Annotated in this window: 11 protein-coding genes; 10 read left to right on the forward strand and 1 reads right to left on the reverse strand. The window is 61.0% G+C overall.

Features of this window, described 5'->3' with window-relative positions; translation table 11 throughout:
- Positions 1–475 precede the first annotated feature (475 nt).
- From dnaA to OES25_06150, 10 genes are all read left to right on the forward strand, one after another.
- Positions 476–1,819, forward strand: coding sequence for a chromosomal replication initiator protein DnaA (dnaA, locus tag OES25_06105; GenBank protein MDH3627214.1), 1,344 nt, complete (start codon positions 476–478; stop codon positions 1,817–1,819).
- A gap of 259 nt (positions 1,820–2,078) precedes the next feature.
- Positions 2,079–3,227, forward strand: a complete 1,149-nt coding sequence (gene dnaN / locus OES25_06110; protein MDH3627215.1) for a DNA polymerase III subunit beta — start codon at positions 2,079–2,081, stop codon at positions 3,225–3,227.
- 21 nt (positions 3,228–3,248) lie between these two features.
- Positions 3,249–4,370 carry a DNA replication and repair protein RecF gene (recF, locus tag OES25_06115; GenBank protein ID MDH3627216.1) on the forward strand — a complete coding sequence of 374 codons (1,122 nt, stop codon included), beginning with the start codon at positions 3,249–3,251 and terminating at the stop codon, positions 4,368–4,370.
- 98 nt (positions 4,371–4,468) lie between these two features.
- Positions 4,469–6,904 (forward strand): DNA topoisomerase (ATP-hydrolyzing) subunit B, encoded by a 2,436-nt coding sequence (gene gyrB, locus OES25_06120; GenBank protein MDH3627217.1) that lies wholly within the window; start codon positions 4,469–4,471, stop codon positions 6,902–6,904.
- A gap of 27 nt (positions 6,905–6,931) precedes the next feature.
- Complete coding sequence (gene gyrA / locus OES25_06125; protein MDH3627218.1) at positions 6,932–9,421, forward strand: DNA gyrase subunit A; 2,490 nt, start codon at positions 6,932–6,934, stop codon at positions 9,419–9,421.
- Positions 9,418–10,974: an acyl-CoA carboxylase subunit beta gene (locus OES25_06130; GenBank protein MDH3627219.1), complete on the forward strand. Its 1,557-nt coding sequence runs from the start codon at positions 9,418–9,420 to the stop codon at positions 10,972–10,974. Before gyrA ends, OES25_06130 begins: the two co-directional genes overlap by 4 nt.
- Before the next feature lie 91 nt (positions 10,975–11,065).
- The gene (gene accC / locus OES25_06135) at positions 11,066–12,619 is read left to right on the forward strand and encodes an acetyl-CoA carboxylase biotin carboxylase subunit (GenBank protein ID MDH3627220.1); all 1,554 of its coding nucleotides are present in this window, start codon (positions 11,066–11,068) and stop codon (positions 12,617–12,619) included.
- Positions 12,616–13,107: an acetyl-CoA carboxylase biotin carboxyl carrier protein subunit gene (locus tag OES25_06140; GenBank protein ID MDH3627221.1), complete on the forward strand. Its 492-nt coding sequence runs from the start codon at positions 12,616–12,618 to the stop codon at positions 13,105–13,107. Before accC ends, OES25_06140 begins: the two co-directional genes overlap by 4 nt.
- 17 nt (positions 13,108–13,124) lie before the next feature.
- Positions 13,125–13,865 (forward strand): class I SAM-dependent methyltransferase, encoded by a 741-nt coding sequence (locus OES25_06145; protein ID MDH3627222.1) that lies wholly within the window; start codon positions 13,125–13,127, stop codon positions 13,863–13,865.
- Between the two features lie 30 nt (positions 13,866–13,895).
- Positions 13,896–14,504 (forward strand): uracil-DNA glycosylase family protein, encoded by a 609-nt coding sequence (locus tag OES25_06150; GenBank protein ID MDH3627223.1) that lies wholly within the window; start codon positions 13,896–13,898, stop codon positions 14,502–14,504.
- On the opposite strand, the gene OES25_06155 is transcribed toward OES25_06150, so the two are convergent.
- Positions 14,465–15,280, reverse strand: a complete 816-nt coding sequence (locus tag OES25_06155) for a sterol desaturase family protein (protein ID MDH3627224.1) — start codon at positions 15,278–15,280, stop codon at positions 14,465–14,467. The genes OES25_06150 and OES25_06155 overlap by 40 nt on opposite strands.
- Between the last annotated feature and the right edge of the window lie 140 nt (positions 15,281–15,420).

Raw genomic sequence — 15,420 nt, forward strand, 5'->3', positions numbered from 1 at the left:
TTGAAGTGGAAGCGGCTATGGTAGGGAAGGGTCTGGGGGCTGTCAAGATCGGCTTGTTTCTACTAATTTCTTAACAAACAAGAATAGTTAAAATTTTCCGCCGACGGCTTTTCCGATTGCCCCTTTTGTGAGCGCTGTGGTACGCTCCGCAGGCCCTTTGGCCGGGTTGGACTACGACCAGTTAACACCGAATCGCCGCGAGCTGTAATCGGGACACGTGCCTCTATACGCTCTATCATGTCGCCTGCAAGCCACTGAAAACACTGGACTTACTGAAGAGCTTAACGCAGGTTTACATAATGTAACGGCGTCTGCAGGCCCCCGGTCAGGCAACCCCCGCTCCTACCAACACTTAGCGCGTTCCAGGGTTTTCCACAGCTGTGGAAAACCTGTGCAGAACCGGCATCCACCCAGGGTCGTCGGCACCTATAAAATTCTAATACCTTAATTCTCTCGGGTCGGCGGAGGTTGGACGTTGCAGGGAGGCACCCAAAAGAACACGTGGGAATCGGTCCTCGGTCGGATCGAGTCCCAGGTCAGCACCCATTCATTCAAGACCTGGTTCAAACCCACGAAGTTCCACTCAGAGTCCGACGAGGGGCTGAAGGTCCAGGTACCCAACAGCTGGTTCGCCGAATGGCTGAAGACCAACTACGGGGGGTTGATCGAGGAAGCGCTACGCAAGGCCCAACGCCCGGGTCTCACGGTGGAGTTCGTTCCCGAGACGCTGACGGTGGCCGACACGGGCCGTTCCCGACCCGCTGACGGGCCGGACACACGTGCCGAGTCGCAGACGGTCGCCGGGACCAAACTCAACTCGCGTTATTCGTTCCAGTCGTTCGTCGTCTCGTCGTGTAACCAGTTTGCCCACGCCGCATCGGTGGCGGTGGCCGAGCAACCGGCGCGGGCCTACAACCCACTCTACATCTATGGGGGCGTCGGGCTCGGCAAGACCCACCTGATGCAGGCGATCGGAAACAACGTCCGGCTAAAACAACCCGGTGCCCGACTGCATTACATCTCCAGCGAGATCTTCATGAACGAGCTGATCAACGCGATCCGCTTCGAGAAGACCTTCGAGTTCAAGGAGCGGTATCGCAACGTCGATGTGCTGCTCATCGACGACATCCAGTTTCTAGCGGGTAAAGAGCGGACGCAGGAAGAGTTCTTCCACACCTTCAACGCTCTCTACGACTCTCAGAAGCAGATCGTCATCACCAGCGATGTCATGCCCCGCGAGATCCCGACCCTGGAAGAGCGGCTGCGCTCCCGCTTCGAGTGGGGCCTGATCGCCGACATCCAGCCGCCGGATCTAGAGACAAAGGTCGCCATCCTCAAGAAAAAAGCGGAAAAAGAGCAGACCGAGATTCCCGATGACGTCAACCTGTTCATCGCCGCCAACTGCCAGTCCAACATCCGCGAACTGGAAGGGGCGCTGAACAAGGTCGTCGCCTACGCGTCGATGTCCGGTCGCAACGTCACCCTGGACCTGGCCAAGGAGACGCTCCACGACATCCTCCCGGGCGAGTCTCCGGCGACGACCGTCGAAAGCATCATGAAGCAGGTCAGCCAGTACTACAACATGCCCGTCAGCCAGCTGAAGTCCAAGAACAACAGCCAGCAGGTCGCTTTCCCGCGCCAGGTCGCCATGTACCTCTGCAAACAGTTGACCAGTTGCTCGCTGCCGGAGATCGGTCGGCGATTCGGTGGCAAGCATCACTCGACGGTGATCCATGCCGTTCAGAAGATTAATCGGAAACGGAACGACGAGAAAGATTTCGACAGGCTTGTCGAGAACTTCGTCCAAACCCTCAACTAGTTGGAGACTTTTCCACAGCTATCCTCAGACAAGCCTGTGGGTCCGCTGTGGTTTGTTGTGGAAAAACGGGCCCCGAAAACCCCCGGCCATCGATCCACACTTTCTGAAGAGGCCGCGGCGAGATATCATCAGGGACGTCCACAGCTCAAACGATAGAGACGAAAGAGATTGGCGCTAATATCCGGTTATCCACACCACTAGAACTACTACTAGATTCTCTCTCATCTGGTTAGTGTTGTTCTAGTAGTCAGAGGCGGTCATGGAATTCGTAATCAAGAAAAGCGACCTCGTTCACGAGCTTCAAACAGTCACCGGTGTCGTCGAGAAGCGAGCGACGATACCGATCCTCGCGAACCTCCTACTCGAGACCCGAAATGACGGGCTCCAGGTAGGTGCCAGCGACATCGAAGTGACGATCCGTGGGATGGCGGATGCCAAGGTGGTCAAGGAAGGGAGTGTCACCCTACCGGCCGCCAAGCTCCACGAAATCGCCCGATCATTACCGGAAGCCGATGTAACTTTTAAGTTGCTGGACCGGCATCAGGTGGCGATCTCTTGTAACCGAACCAAGTATCGGATCTCCGGTCAGGCTCGTGACGAGTTCCCGCCCTTTCCCGAAGTCGACCTGGATCAATCCATCGCTTTACCGGCCGGGGATCTTCGTCAAATGATCGAGCGGGTGGCGTTCGCTATCACGACGGAGGATCCGCGTTATTCGCTGAACGGTGCCCTCGTGATCATCGAACAGGGAAAGATCACGTTGGTCGCTACCGACGGCCACCGACTCTCGTACATCTCCAAGCCTGTTGAGTTAGAGGTCAAGGACGGACCGATCAAGGTCATCGTGCCTAGAAAAGCTTTGAACGAAGTTGCCAAACTGACTGCCGAGTTGGACGACAGCGCCCAGGTGATGTTCGGGAAGAACGAGAATCAGGTCTTCTTCGCGGTAGGGCGTCACAAGCTGACGTCCAGTCTTCTGGAAGGCAACTTCCCGCGTTATGAAAATGTCATGCCGAAGAGTTGCGAGACCGAGATCGTTCTACCGGTTGACGACCTGTCCAAGGCCGTGCGCCGAGTCTCGCTGCTGGCAAGTGACCGCTATGGTCGGTCGGTCCGTCTCAGTCTCTCTTCCGGAAAGCTGGGACTCACCAGCACCACCGAGATGGGCGACGCCGAGGAGACGCTGGCGGTGGACTACGACGGACCCGATCTGACGGTGGGCTTCAACGCCCGCTACCTCATCGAGTATTTCGGAGCCGTGGGCTCGCCGTCGGTCATGCTGGGTCTCAACCCGGGTGCCAGCGGGGAAGATGGAAAAGCCGAGGCCGGCGATAAGCCTGGCCGATTCACCCCGGAGCCTGCCGGAGATGTCGATTACCGCTACATCGTGATGCCGATGCATCTGTAGCCCCGTCCGGGGAGTCCAGCCATGTGGTTGCGGCGCCTGGAGGCCGATCGTCTGCGGAATCTGCGGGCGGTAGACCTGGAACTATCGCCTGGTCTGACACTCCTGCAAGGCCGCAACGGCCAGGGAAAAACCAGCCTCCTGGAGGCGGTCTACCTGCTGGGAACCGCTCGGTCCTTCCGATCGCGTCGAATCGAAGAGCTCATCCCCTGGGATGGGGGGACTCTACGGGTCAAGGGGCAGTTGGATAGCATCCTGGGCGCCGCCGACCTGGGGTTCTGGATGGATGACAGCGGTCGACGGCTGGCGGTCAACGACGCCGACAAGGAATTCGACCAGTTCATCGGTCGCCTGGCCGTGGTCGATCTCTCGGGCGATCGGATCCGACTCCTGAGAGAAGGCCCCGAGGAGCGCCGCCGCTTCCTCGACCGCGGGGTGCTGGGAACCGATAACAGTTACCTCCATCGGCTCGGCGACTATCGCAAGATCCTTCTGCAGCGCAACGCCCTGCTTCGTGGACACGGACGATCGGGAGGGTCCGCGGGGCAGTTGGACGCGTGGGATCAACAGTTGGTGGAGGCCGGCGAAATCGTCCACGGTGCCCGACGGGCCTACGCCGGACGGTTAGCCACGGCCATCGGCGACGGCGGACGGATGCTGTTTCCCGACGGCCAGACCCTCAGACTCCGTTACCGCCCCTCGCCGGCTCTCCCCGACTCGGAAGAAAGCCCCAATTTTAAAGCTATTTTCACGGAGAAGCTGGAGCAGGCGAGAGCACGAGATTTCGAGGTCGGCCACACCAGTGTCGGACCTCATCGGGACGAGATGCGGATCCATCTCGATGAGATCGATCTGAGAAAGTTTGGTTCGGCCGGCCAATTACGGGCCTCGCTGATTGTATTGAAATTAGGTAAAATGGCGTTGCTTAAAAAGGATAGGGGAGAGGACCCCCTGTTCCTGATGGATGACTTTGATTCGGATATCGACGACGTCCGGGCCGCCGCCCTGGTGGAGTTCCTTCAGGGAAGCGGTTACCAGGCCCTTGTTGCCACTTCAAAGGAGGGGTTGGCAGGCAAGCTTGGTGAACGGGTCCGGGAGATCCAGCGGATTCGGATTGAGGATGGCCACGCGTCACCCTTGACCTGATCCACCCAATCGCCGCCAGCGGCCACTCACGGCGCCGGTCGGGACCGTGGTAGACCCGAAGGGGTCGCCGATGGTCCGGCAGGTGAAAAGAGAGCAAGATGGGCGACCAAGAACAGATTCTGAGCAACACCCCTCAAAAAGCCGCCGATTACGACGCCAGCAAGATCAAGGTGCTGGAAGGGCTGGAGGCTGTCCGCAAGCGTCCGGCCATGTATATCGGCTCGACCGGCGAGATGGGTCTCCATCACCTGGTCTACGAGGTGGTCGACAACTCCGTCGACGAGGCGCAGGCAGGCTACTGCGACGCCGTCGACGTGGTGATCCACATCGACAACTCGGTGACGGTGACCGACAACGGCCGCGGCATCCCGGTGGACGAACATCCGATCGAGAAGATCTCCGCCGCCGAGGTCGTGCTGACCAAACTCCACGCCGGCGGCAAGTTCGAAAACGACGCCTACAAGGTGTCCGGCGGACTCCACGGTGTCGGTATCTCCGTGGTCAACGCGCTCTCCGAAGAGCTGCGCCTGGAGATCTGGCGGGAGTCCAAGACCTACGAACAGGGGTTCAGTCGTGGCGAACCCACCAGCACATTCGATCAGACGGGAGTGACCCAACGCCGGGGCACCAAGATCACCTTCAAGCCCGACCCGCAGATCTTCGAAGAGTTGGCCTTCTCCTACGACACCCTGGCTCAGCGGCTGCGGGAGTTGGCGTTTCTGAACAAGGGGCTGAAGATCCAACTCAGCGACGAGCGCGGCGACAAGGCGCGGGAATCGACCTTCCATTACGAAGGCGGGATCGTTGAGTTCGTCCAGCACCTCAATCGGGCTCGTCATGCCCTTCACGATCCGCCGGTCCTCATCGAGGGCGATTCTGAGGGGATGGTGGCGGAGATCGCGTTGCAGTGGAACGACTCCTACAGCGAGCAGATCTACTCCTTCGCCAACTCGATTAACACCGTCGAAGGTGGAACCCACCTGGCCGGCTTCCGGGCCGCGCTGACGCGCACGATCAATAACTACCTGTCTCAGGCCAATCTGGGTAAAGACGCCAAGGACATCAGTCTCAGTGGCGAGGATTGCCGCGAGGGGATGACCGCCGTCGTCTCGATCAAGATCCCCAAGCCGCAGTTCGAGGGTCAAACCAAGACCAAGCTCGGCAACTCGGAGGTCAAGGGCGCCATTGAAGCGATCATCAATGACAAGCTGGGGTTGTTCTTCGAGCAGAACCCGGGTGTCGCCAAGAAGATCGTCCTCAAGGGTGTCGATGCGGCCCGTGCGCGGGAGGCCGCAAGGAAGGCCCGGGAGCTGACACGACGGAAGGGTGCGCTGGAGTCCGGCTCGCTACCGGGCAAGCTGGCGGACTGCCAGGAGCGGGACCCGGAGAAGAGCGAGTTGTACCTGGTCGAGGGTGACTCGGCGGGCGGCTCGGCCAAGCAGGGACGAGATCGAGCAACCCAGGCGATCCTCCCTCTTCGCGGAAAGATCATCAACGTCGAGAAGGCCCGCTTCGACAAGATGCTGGGTCACGAAGAAATTCGCACGATCATCGCAGCTCTGGGCACGGGGATCGGAGTCGAAGACTTCGATGTCAGCAAACTGCGCTACCACAAGATCTTCATCATGACCGACGCCGACGTGGACGGCGCCCATATCCGCACGCTGCTCCTGACCTTCTTCTATCGGCAGATGCGAGAGTTGATCGAGCGCGGTCATGTTTTCATCGCCCAGCCACCGCTTTACAAGGTCAGCAAAGGCAAGGAAGAGATCTACGTCGACAACGACAAGCAGCTCAGCGAGTGGATCATCCGCAAGGCCACCGACGAGAAGACCGTCCGGGTACCGGCCACCGGCGAGACGCTCCACGGCACCGAGTTAAGCCACATGCTTCATTCCCTGATCGACGCCCGCCAGTATCGAGTCGCCCTCGAGCGTACCGGCATTGACAGCGATGTGATCGCCGCCGTCACCGAGTCCGGGTTGGCGGACCGCGAGGACTTCGTAGATCGCGCACGCCTGGACGCACTGGCGGAGACAATCACGGCACTGGGGCACGAGGTCTTGTCCGTTGATCGCGACGAAGAGCATGGACTCCACGAGCTCGTGATCCGATCCGGCAGTGGCGGCAAGCGCGAGTATCGCATCAACCACGCGTTGGCTCAGACCGTCGAGTTCCGGCAGCTTCGGCGACAGCTGACGCAGACATCGCGATTGGCTCACCCCAGCTTGATCGTCGAAGATCCCAAGAAAGAAGACGCCGTGCTCGACTCCAAGGAGGCGCTGCTCGAGTACCTGATGGAGGCCGGCAAGAAGGGCGTCAACATCCAGCGCTACAAGGGTCTTGGTGAGATGAACCCGGAGCAGCTCTGGGAGACGACGATGGATCCCGCGGTCCGCCGCTACATGGAGGTCCGCGTCGAGGACGCCGCCGAGGCGGACATGTTGTTCTCCACACTGATGGGCGATGCGGTCGAGCCGCGTCGCGAGTTCATCGAAAAGAACGCACTCGAAGTACAAAACCTGGACATCTGATCCGGACGATCCTGAGGACAGCTGAAGATGGAAACCCGAGACAACCGTACGACGATCAATATCGAAGAGGAGATGCGTCGCTCGTATCTCGACTACGCGATGAGCGTGATCGTCGGACGCGCCCTTCCCGATGTACGTGATGGACTGAAACCGGTTCATCGTCGTGTGCTGTATGCGATGCACGAAACCGGCAACACCCATGACAAGCCGTACCGCAAGTCGGCCCGCACCGTCGGCACGGTGATCGGTCGCTTCCACCCCCACGGCGACTCGGCGGTTTACGACACGATCGTCCGTCTGGCGCAAGACTTTTCGATGCGTTGCCCGCTCGTCGATGGGCAGGGCAACTTCGGCTCGGTCGATGGCGATCGTCCGGCGGCCATGCGTTACACCGAGATCCGGCTGCAGAAGCTTGCCGCCGAGCTGTTGCGGGATATCGATAAAGAGACCGTCGAGTTTGTCGAGACCTACGACGGCTCCGAGACCGAACCGCTGGTCTTGCCGTCGGCGATCCCGAACCTGCTTGTCAACGGCTCGTCCGGCATCGCGGTCGGTATGGCGACCAACATCCCGCCCCACAACCTGGGCGAGGTGGTCGACGGCATCAAGGCCCTGATCGATAATCCTGAACTATCGCTGGCCGAGCTGATGGAGATCATCCCCGGCCCCGATTTCCCGACCGCCGGGCAGATCTACGGTACGCAGGGGATCCAACAGGCCTACACGACCGGACGGGGTCGTCTGCGAGTTCGTGGTCGCGCAGAGATCGTCCCGGACCCGCGTCGAAAAAACCGCGAGGTCATCCTGCTCCACGAGCTTCCCTACCAGGTGAACAAGGCGCAGCTGATCGAAGATATCGCCGGGCTCGTGCGGGACAAGCGGATCGAAGGGATCAGCGATATTCGCGACGAGTCCAACCGCGAGGGCATCCGTGTCGTCATCGAGTTGAAACGCGACACCGTCGCCATGGTGATGTTGAATCAGCTCTTCAAGTTCACGAAGCTAGAGACCACCTTCGGCGTGATCAACCTGGCCCTCGTCAACGGTCGCCCTCAGGTCCTCGATCTGAAAACGATGCTGCGGCACTTCATCGAGTTCCGACGAGAGACGATCGTTCGTCGCACCCAGTTCGAACTGAAGAAGGCCGAGGCCCGGGCCCACATCCTGGAAGGCCTCAAGATCGCCATCGACAACCTGGACGAGGTTGTCAGCCTGATCCGCAAGTCGAAGACCCCGCCGGAGGCCAAGGTGGCCTTGATGGAGCGCTTCGAATTCTCCACGATCCAGGCCCAGGCGATCCTCGACATGCGTTTGCAGCGTCTGACGGGCCTGGAACGTCAGAAGATCATCGACGAGTATGAAGCGGTCCTGAAGCTGATCGCGCGACTCCAGCAGATCCTCGCCAGCGGCACGCTGCAGTTCCAGATCGTCGTCGACGAGCTGGACAAGGTCCGGGAGCAGTTTGCCGACGAGCGTCGGACCGAGATTGTCCCCCGCGATGACGAGATCACCCTCGAGGATCTGATCGAGGAAGAGGACGTCGTGATCACGGTGACCCACAGCGGGTTCATCAAACGGACGGCGCTGACGACGTATCAGGCCCAGCGTCGTGGCGGCAAGGGTCGTATCGGCATGACGACCCGGGACGAGGATGCGGTTCGAGAACTCTTCGTCGCGTCGACCCACGACTTCATCCTGGCGTTCACCAGCTTCGGTCGGGTCCACTGGCTGAAGGTCCACGAGATCCCGCAGGTCCAGTCTGCCGGCAAGGGCAAGGCGGTCGTCAACCTGATTCAGCTACAGCCGGAGGAAAAGGTTGCGGCACTGCTCTCGACACGAGAGTTCGACGAGGATCGGTTCGTCGTGTTTGCGACCCGCAACGGTTACGTCAAGAAGACACCGCTGTCCGCATTCAGTCGTCGACGCGCGGCGGGGATCATCGCGCTGACCATCGAGGACGACGACGCCCTCTTCGCGGCCGACCTCTCGACGGGCGACCTGGAGATCTTCATGGCCACCGCCGGTGGCAAGTCGATTCGCTTTAAAGAGACCGACGTGCGACCGATGGGTCGCTCGGCCCGTGGCGTCATCGGGATTCGCCTGGCCAAAGGCGATCGGGTGGTGGCGGCAGAGGTTCTGTCGGGTCGGGCGGACATCCTCTCGGTCTCGGAGAACGGCTACGGCAAGCGCTCACCAGTCGAGGACTATCGACTCCAGAGCCGCGGGGGCTCCGGCATCATCAACATGCGGGCTTCCGATCGGAACGGGAAGATCGTGGCGGCGATGGCCGTATGCGATAGCGACGAGACGTTGGCCATCACGGCCCGCGGCAAGCTGATTCGGACCAGCGTCGACGGCATCAGTCGGATGGGACGCAACACCCAGGGTGTGCGTGTCGTCGCGACCAACGACGACGACAAGGTCGTCTCGGCCATTCGAACGGCCGAGTCCGACGCGGTCGCGGATCCCGATGCCGACACGGCCACTCAAGAACCCAACGAAGAGGGCGCGGAATGAGCGACGCCCCCAGTCGTCTGGACGTGATGCGTCAACGCTACGCCGAGGCGCGTCTGGGCGGTGGCGAAGAGCGGATCCAGAAGCAACACGACGCCGGAAAGTTAACCGCCCGCGAGCGGATCGACGTGCTGCTGGATCCCGGTTCGTTCCAGGAGTTCGATGCGTTGGTGGTTCACCGCAACAACGACTTCGGCATGGCCGACAAACGGATCCCCGGTGACGGGGTCGTCACGGGCCACGGTCGGGTCGATGGGCGACCTGTGTTTGTCTTCGCCCAGGACTTCACCGTTTTCGGGGGGTCCCTCTCCGAGACCTTTGCCGCGAAGATCTGCAAGATGATGGACATGGCGATGAAGGTCGGGGCGCCGGTGGTCGGTCTTAACGACTCCGGTGGAGCGCGTATCCAGGAGGGCGTTGTCTCGCTGGCGGGGTATGCCGACATCTTCCTGCGCAACACGCTGGCCTCGGGTGTGGTGCCGCAGATCTCCGCGATCCTGGGTCCCTGCGCCGGGGGTGCCGTCTACTCGCCGGCGATCACCGACTTCACCGTGATGGCCCGCGACACCTCGTACATGTTCATCACCGGCCCCGACGTGATCAAGGAAGTGACTCACGAAGAGGTCAGCAAGGAAGAGCTGGGCGGCGCCTCGACCCACAGCACCGTTTCCGGCGTGGCTCATTTTGCCGCCCAGGATGATCGAGATGCCATCGGGCTGATCCGCGATCTACTGAGCTATCTCCCCTCCAACAACATGGAAGATCCACCGATCAAACCGACGGAGGATCCCGACGACCGTGCCGAGGAATCCCTCAACAGCCTCATCCCCGAGAATCCCAATCAGCCGTACGACATCAAGAAGGTGATTCGTGCCGTCGTCGATGACGGCGAGTTCCTCGAGGTCCACGAGCACTACGCCGGGAACATCGTCGTCGGTCTCGCCCATCTGGGTGGACGATCGGTCGGGATCGTGGCCAACCAGCCGGCGGTGTTGGCAGGCGTTCTCGATATCAAGGCCTCGATCAAGGGTGCGCGCTTCGTCCGCTTCTGCGACTGCTTCAATATCCCGCTGGTGGTGTTCGAAGATGTCCCCGGGTTTCTCCCGGGAACCGCCCAGGAGTGGAATGGGATCATCCTCCACGGCGCGAAGCTTCTCTACGCGTTTGCCGAGGCGACCGTCCCCAAGATGACTGTCATCACCCGCAAGGCCTATGGCGGCGCCTACTGCGTCATGGCCTCCAAACATATCCGCACCGATCTCAATCTGGCGTGGCCCGGTGCCGAGATCGCGGTCATGGGCTCCGACGGTGCCGTCAACATCATCTATCGTCGCGATCTGAAGGCCGCCGGCGAGAAGGCCGCCGAGCTTCGCCAGGAGAAGGTCGACGAGTACCGCGAGAAGTTCGCCAACCCCTATGTCGCCGCCGAGCATGGCTACGTCGACGGCGTCCTCGAACCGGCGCAGACCCGACCCAAACTGATCACCGCCTTACGCCTGCTGAAGAACAAGCGCGACACCAACCCCACCAAGAAGCACGGCAACATTCCGCTCTAAAAGGGGACAGATTTATTTTTTGCTTTCCTTTCCTCGGGGCGAGCCGGAAGAGAAATTGAAAAATAGATCTGTCCCCATTACGTAGGACCCCATGAGCAAACGGAAAGCGAGACGCCCAGGAGCGGCAGCCGTCGGTGAGCCGCCCTTCAAGAAGGTATTGATCGCTAACCGCGGCGAGATCGCGGTGAGGATCATTCGCGGACTCCACGAGTTGGGAATCCGAAGTGTCGCGGTCTACTCCGAGGCCGACCGCACCGCCCTCCATGTCCGCTTCGCCCACGAGGCTTACCTACTGGGTCCCGCCGCACCGGCGGAGTCCTACCTCAACATCCGACGGATCATCGAAGTGGCGAAGGAAGCCGACGTCGATGCCATCCACCCGGGCTATGGATTTCTCTCGGAGAACGCCGATTTTGCGCGGGCCTGTCGTGACGCCGGGATCGTCTTCGTGGGTCCGCCTCCCGAAGCGATGGAAGCGTTGGGCGACAAGATTCGAGCTCGAGAGCTGATGACCGAAGCCGGCGTCCCGGTGGTCCCCGGTACGCCACCGCTCTCCGAAGACCTCGATGAAGTTCGCACGCTGGCCAACGAGATCGGCTACCCGATCCTGCTGAAGGCCGCCGCCGGCGGCGGTGGCAAGGGCATGCGTATCGTCAACAGCGAAGACGAGCTGCCGTCGTTGTTGGCCCAGGCCCGCGGCGAGGCCGGTTCGTCCTTCGGCAACGACACGGTGTTCATGGAGAAGTTCGTCGAGCGTCCACGCCATATCGAGTTCCAGATCCTGGCCGACACCCATGGCAACTTCATCCATCTCGGCGAGCGTGAGTGCTCGATCCAGCGCCGGCATCAAAAACTGATCGAGGAATCGCCGGCCATCGTGATGGACGAGGCCACCCGGAAAGAGGTGGGGGAGCTGGCCATCCGGGCCTGTCGTGCCGCCGGTTATCACAGCGCGGGTACCGTCGAGTTTCTCAGGGGCGAGGACGGCAGCTTCTACTTCATGGAAGTCAACGCGAGACTCCAGGTCGAGCACCCGGTGACCGAGATGGTGACCGGGCAGGATCTCGTCAAGCTGATGATCGCGGTGGCCGCCGGGGAGAAGCTCCCGTTGCAACAGGACGACATCCGGATGGCAGGTCATGCCATCGAGTGTCGGATCATCGCCGAGGATGCGCGCCGCAATTTCATCCCCTCACCCGGGACGATCAGGGGGCTTCGAGCGCCCGGCGGTCCGGGCGTCCGTTTCGACGACGGTACCTACGCGGGATACACGGTGCCCGTACACTACGACCCGATGATCGGGAAGTTGATCGTGTGGGGCCAGGATCGTACCGAGGCGATTTCACGCATGGTGCGAGCGCTGGATGAGCTGCGGATCGATGGCTTGACCACGTCCATCAGCTTTCACAAACAGGTGATGCAGGACGCGGCGTTCATCGACGGCGATCTTCACACCGGGTTCCTGGAACAGCATCCACACCTTCTGGAGTCTGCCGTCAATCCGTGGCTGGACGAGGTCGCTATCGTCGCGGCGGCGATCGTCCATCTGCGACAGGTGGAGTCGACATCGGCACAAGCCACCGCGGCCAACACCGATGGCGTCTCGGCGTGGCGCTGGCCCCAGGCGAAGGGATGGCGACGATGAAGATCAAGGCCCAGGTCGGCGACCATCTCCACGAGGTGGATATCGCCCGCGAGAACGGTAAGTATCGGGTTGACGTGGAAGGCACCGTCCTGCTTGTCGACGCGCAGCCACTGGAAGCGGACTTCTACACCATCGTCACCGAAGGTCGTTCGTACGAGGTCTCCGTCGAGGCCCGGGACGACGCCTACCTCGTGCGACACGGTGCCGACGAGAAGACCGTGCGTTTCGCCGATCCCTCTCGCGCCGGACGCGAGGCCAAGTTCGGCACTGACGGTCCGCAGAAGTTGCTCAGTCAGATGCCCGGCAAGGTCGTTCGGGTGCTCGTGGGCGTCGGTGACCAGGTCGAAGCCGAGCAGGGCATCCTCGTCATCGAGGCGATGAAAATGGAGAACGAGATCGTCGCCCCCAGGGCAGGCACGATCACCACCATCGATGTCGAACCGGGTCAGGCCGTCGAGACCGGCACCCTACTCGCGATCATCGAGTAGGACCGCCGGAGGACTCGATGGACAACAAACGACGATTCTATCCGGAAGTCAGGTTCGGCGGTTTCACCGACATCGACGGCACGGTGGCGTTCTACAACAGAATCCATGCGTTGCTGGACCCGGCGATGGTCGTCCTGGATGTCGGCTGTGGTCGGGGAGCCTTCGACGAGGACGACGTACCGCTTCGGCGAGATCTCAGGATCCTCAAGGGTAAGGTCTCCCGAGTGGTTGGGATTGATGTCGACCCGGACGCCAGCGACAACCCATTCCTGGACGACTTCCGTCTGATCGAGGGCGCGACCTGGCCGGTCGAAAGCGACTCCATCGATCTCATCGTCTGCGACTACGTTCTGGAGCACATCCCCGATCCGGGACAGCTGTTCGGAGAAGTCCGGCGAGTTCTGAAGGACGGCGGGTATCTGTGTATCCGAACGTCGAATCGCTGGAGCTATATCGCCATCGCGGCGCGACTGATCCCCAACCGTTACCACTCGAAGGTCACGTCCACCGTCCAGGAAGACCGGAAGGAAGAGGACGTATTCCCGACCGTCTACCGCTGCAACACCCGGGGAAAGCTACGCAAGCTGATGACGAGTGTCGGATTCGAGTGTGTCGTGTATGGCTACGAGTCCGAGCCGTCGTATCTGGCGTTCTCGACGATCGCTTACTTCTTCGGTGTCATCCACCAGCGACTGGCACCGGCGTTCATCCGACCGTCGCTGGTGGCATTCGGGAAGATCACGAAGTCCGCCGACTGATCGCCATCATCGAATAGAGGAGAAGCCAGGGTGACACGCCGTCGCGACCGCTTGCAGGACCTGCTGAAGGAAGTTCGTGCGTGTCGCATCTGCAAGGGTCTCCCGCTGGGTCCGCGACCGATCCTCGAAGCCGGAAAGACCGCCGGCGCCCTGATCATCGGTCAGGCCCCGGGCACCCGAGTCCACGAGACCGGCATCCCCTGGAACGATCCCAGCGGAGATCGACTGCGAGAGTGGCTGCAGATTGATCGCGAGGCGTTCTACGACCCGCGTCGCTACGCCATCGTCCCGATGGGGTTCTGTTACCCCGGCAAGGGAAAATCCGGTGACCTGCCTCCGCGGGAGGAGTGTGCCCCGCAGTGGCACGAGCGCATTCTGGCGGAGTTACCGCAGGTGGGCCTCAAGCTGCTGATCGGTCGCTACGCGCAGAGCTACTACCTTGCAGAGACGCAGAAGAAGACGTTGACCGAGACGGTTCGAAATTGGCGGGATCACCCGAAGGATGTTGTCGCGCTGCCCCACCCGAGTCCGCGGAACAACCTCTGGCTGCGACGAAACCCGTGGTTCGAAACGGAGGTGCTACCCCTTCTTCGAAGACGTCACAGGGCCTGTTTACGGAAGAGTCGCGAGACCGGATAGAACAGACGCCCCAGCAGACTCTCGGGATAACTCTCCTGCCCGGCAAAACCGAACTGCACCGGCCGCTCCTGATCGTCGGGCCAGTAGACGGTTCCGAAGAGCCAGTCCCAGACGCTGAGAACCTGGCCGAAGTTCTGGCCGCCCTTGCCGTGAAGTTCGACGTCGTGATGCCACACATGCATCTTCGGGGAGTTCAGCACGTAACGCAGTGGGCCCCACGAGATCGGTAAGTTGGCGTGATTGATATCCAACATCAGCGTCCACAACACACCGATCGCCAACATCACCCGCCAATCGACACCGAGCACCACCAGCGGAAGATAGGACAGGGTCTTGTAGACAATGATCTCGCCCCAATGAAAACGGAAGTTCCCGATCCAGTCCAGCTGCCGCAAGCTGTGATGAAGTTTGTGTAGTTCCCAGAGCCACGGCACGTTGTGCAGGAGCCGATGGATGTTCCACTCGACGAAGTCCTTGACCACCAGCAGCGTGATGAACTGGAGCCACAACGGCCACCCCGAGACGAGCTGTAGCGATTCCGGCAGGGGCCACCCGAGCGCCAGCAACGCGTCGTGCCAGGCCAGGAAGAGTCGCCCCGTGAAAATGGCGAAAATCATTCCCAGGTAGTGGCCGTTGAAGACCAGCCAGAACAGATCCTGAAACAGTCCCGGCCGTAGCAGCGTCTGCTCGCGCCGCCAGGGCACGATCCGTTCCAGCAGCAGACAGAACAGCGAGGTCCCGATGAGCCAGACGTAGTACTGCGCGTAGATCGGCATGGGTCAGGAGTATCCGAGATCCGCAGGATTGCTTCAAGTTCCCTCGATTTCCGGTTTTCCGCGCCCCCCACCCAGCAAATGCGGGTCGCCACACGGGAGAGTGTGTATATAGAAGGCCACGGGGGGGGACTCCCCAGATA

It is taken from the genome of Acidobacteriota bacterium (genome assembly GCA_029861955.1).
Lineage (GTDB): Bacteria > Acidobacteriota > Polarisedimenticolia > Polarisedimenticolales > Polarisedimenticolaceae > JAOTYK01.

Coding starts and splice junctions, on each gene's coding strand:
- dnaN (MDH3627215.1), top strand. CDS start 2,079: ATGGAATTCGTAATCAAGAAAAGCGACCTCGTTCACGAGCTTCAAACA.
- recF (MDH3627216.1), top strand. CDS start 3,249: ATGTGGTTGCGGCGCCTGGAGGCCGATCGTCTGCGGAATCTGCGGGCG.
- gyrB (MDH3627217.1), top strand. CDS start 4,469: ATGGGCGACCAAGAACAGATTCTGAGCAACACCCCTCAAAAAGCCGCC.
- gyrA (MDH3627218.1), top strand. CDS start 6,932: ATGGAAACCCGAGACAACCGTACGACGATCAATATCGAAGAGGAGATG.
- OES25_06130 (MDH3627219.1), top strand. CDS start 9,418: ATGAGCGACGCCCCCAGTCGTCTGGACGTGATGCGTCAACGCTACGCC.
- accC (MDH3627220.1), top strand. CDS start 11,066: ATGAGCAAACGGAAAGCGAGACGCCCAGGAGCGGCAGCCGTCGGTGAG.
- OES25_06140 (MDH3627221.1), top strand. CDS start 12,616: ATGAAGATCAAGGCCCAGGTCGGCGACCATCTCCACGAGGTGGATATC.
- OES25_06145 (MDH3627222.1), top strand. CDS start 13,125: ATGGACAACAAACGACGATTCTATCCGGAAGTCAGGTTCGGCGGTTTC.
- OES25_06155 (MDH3627224.1), bottom strand. CDS start 15,280: ATGCCGATCTACGCGCAGTACTACGTCTGGCTCATCGGGACCTCGCTG.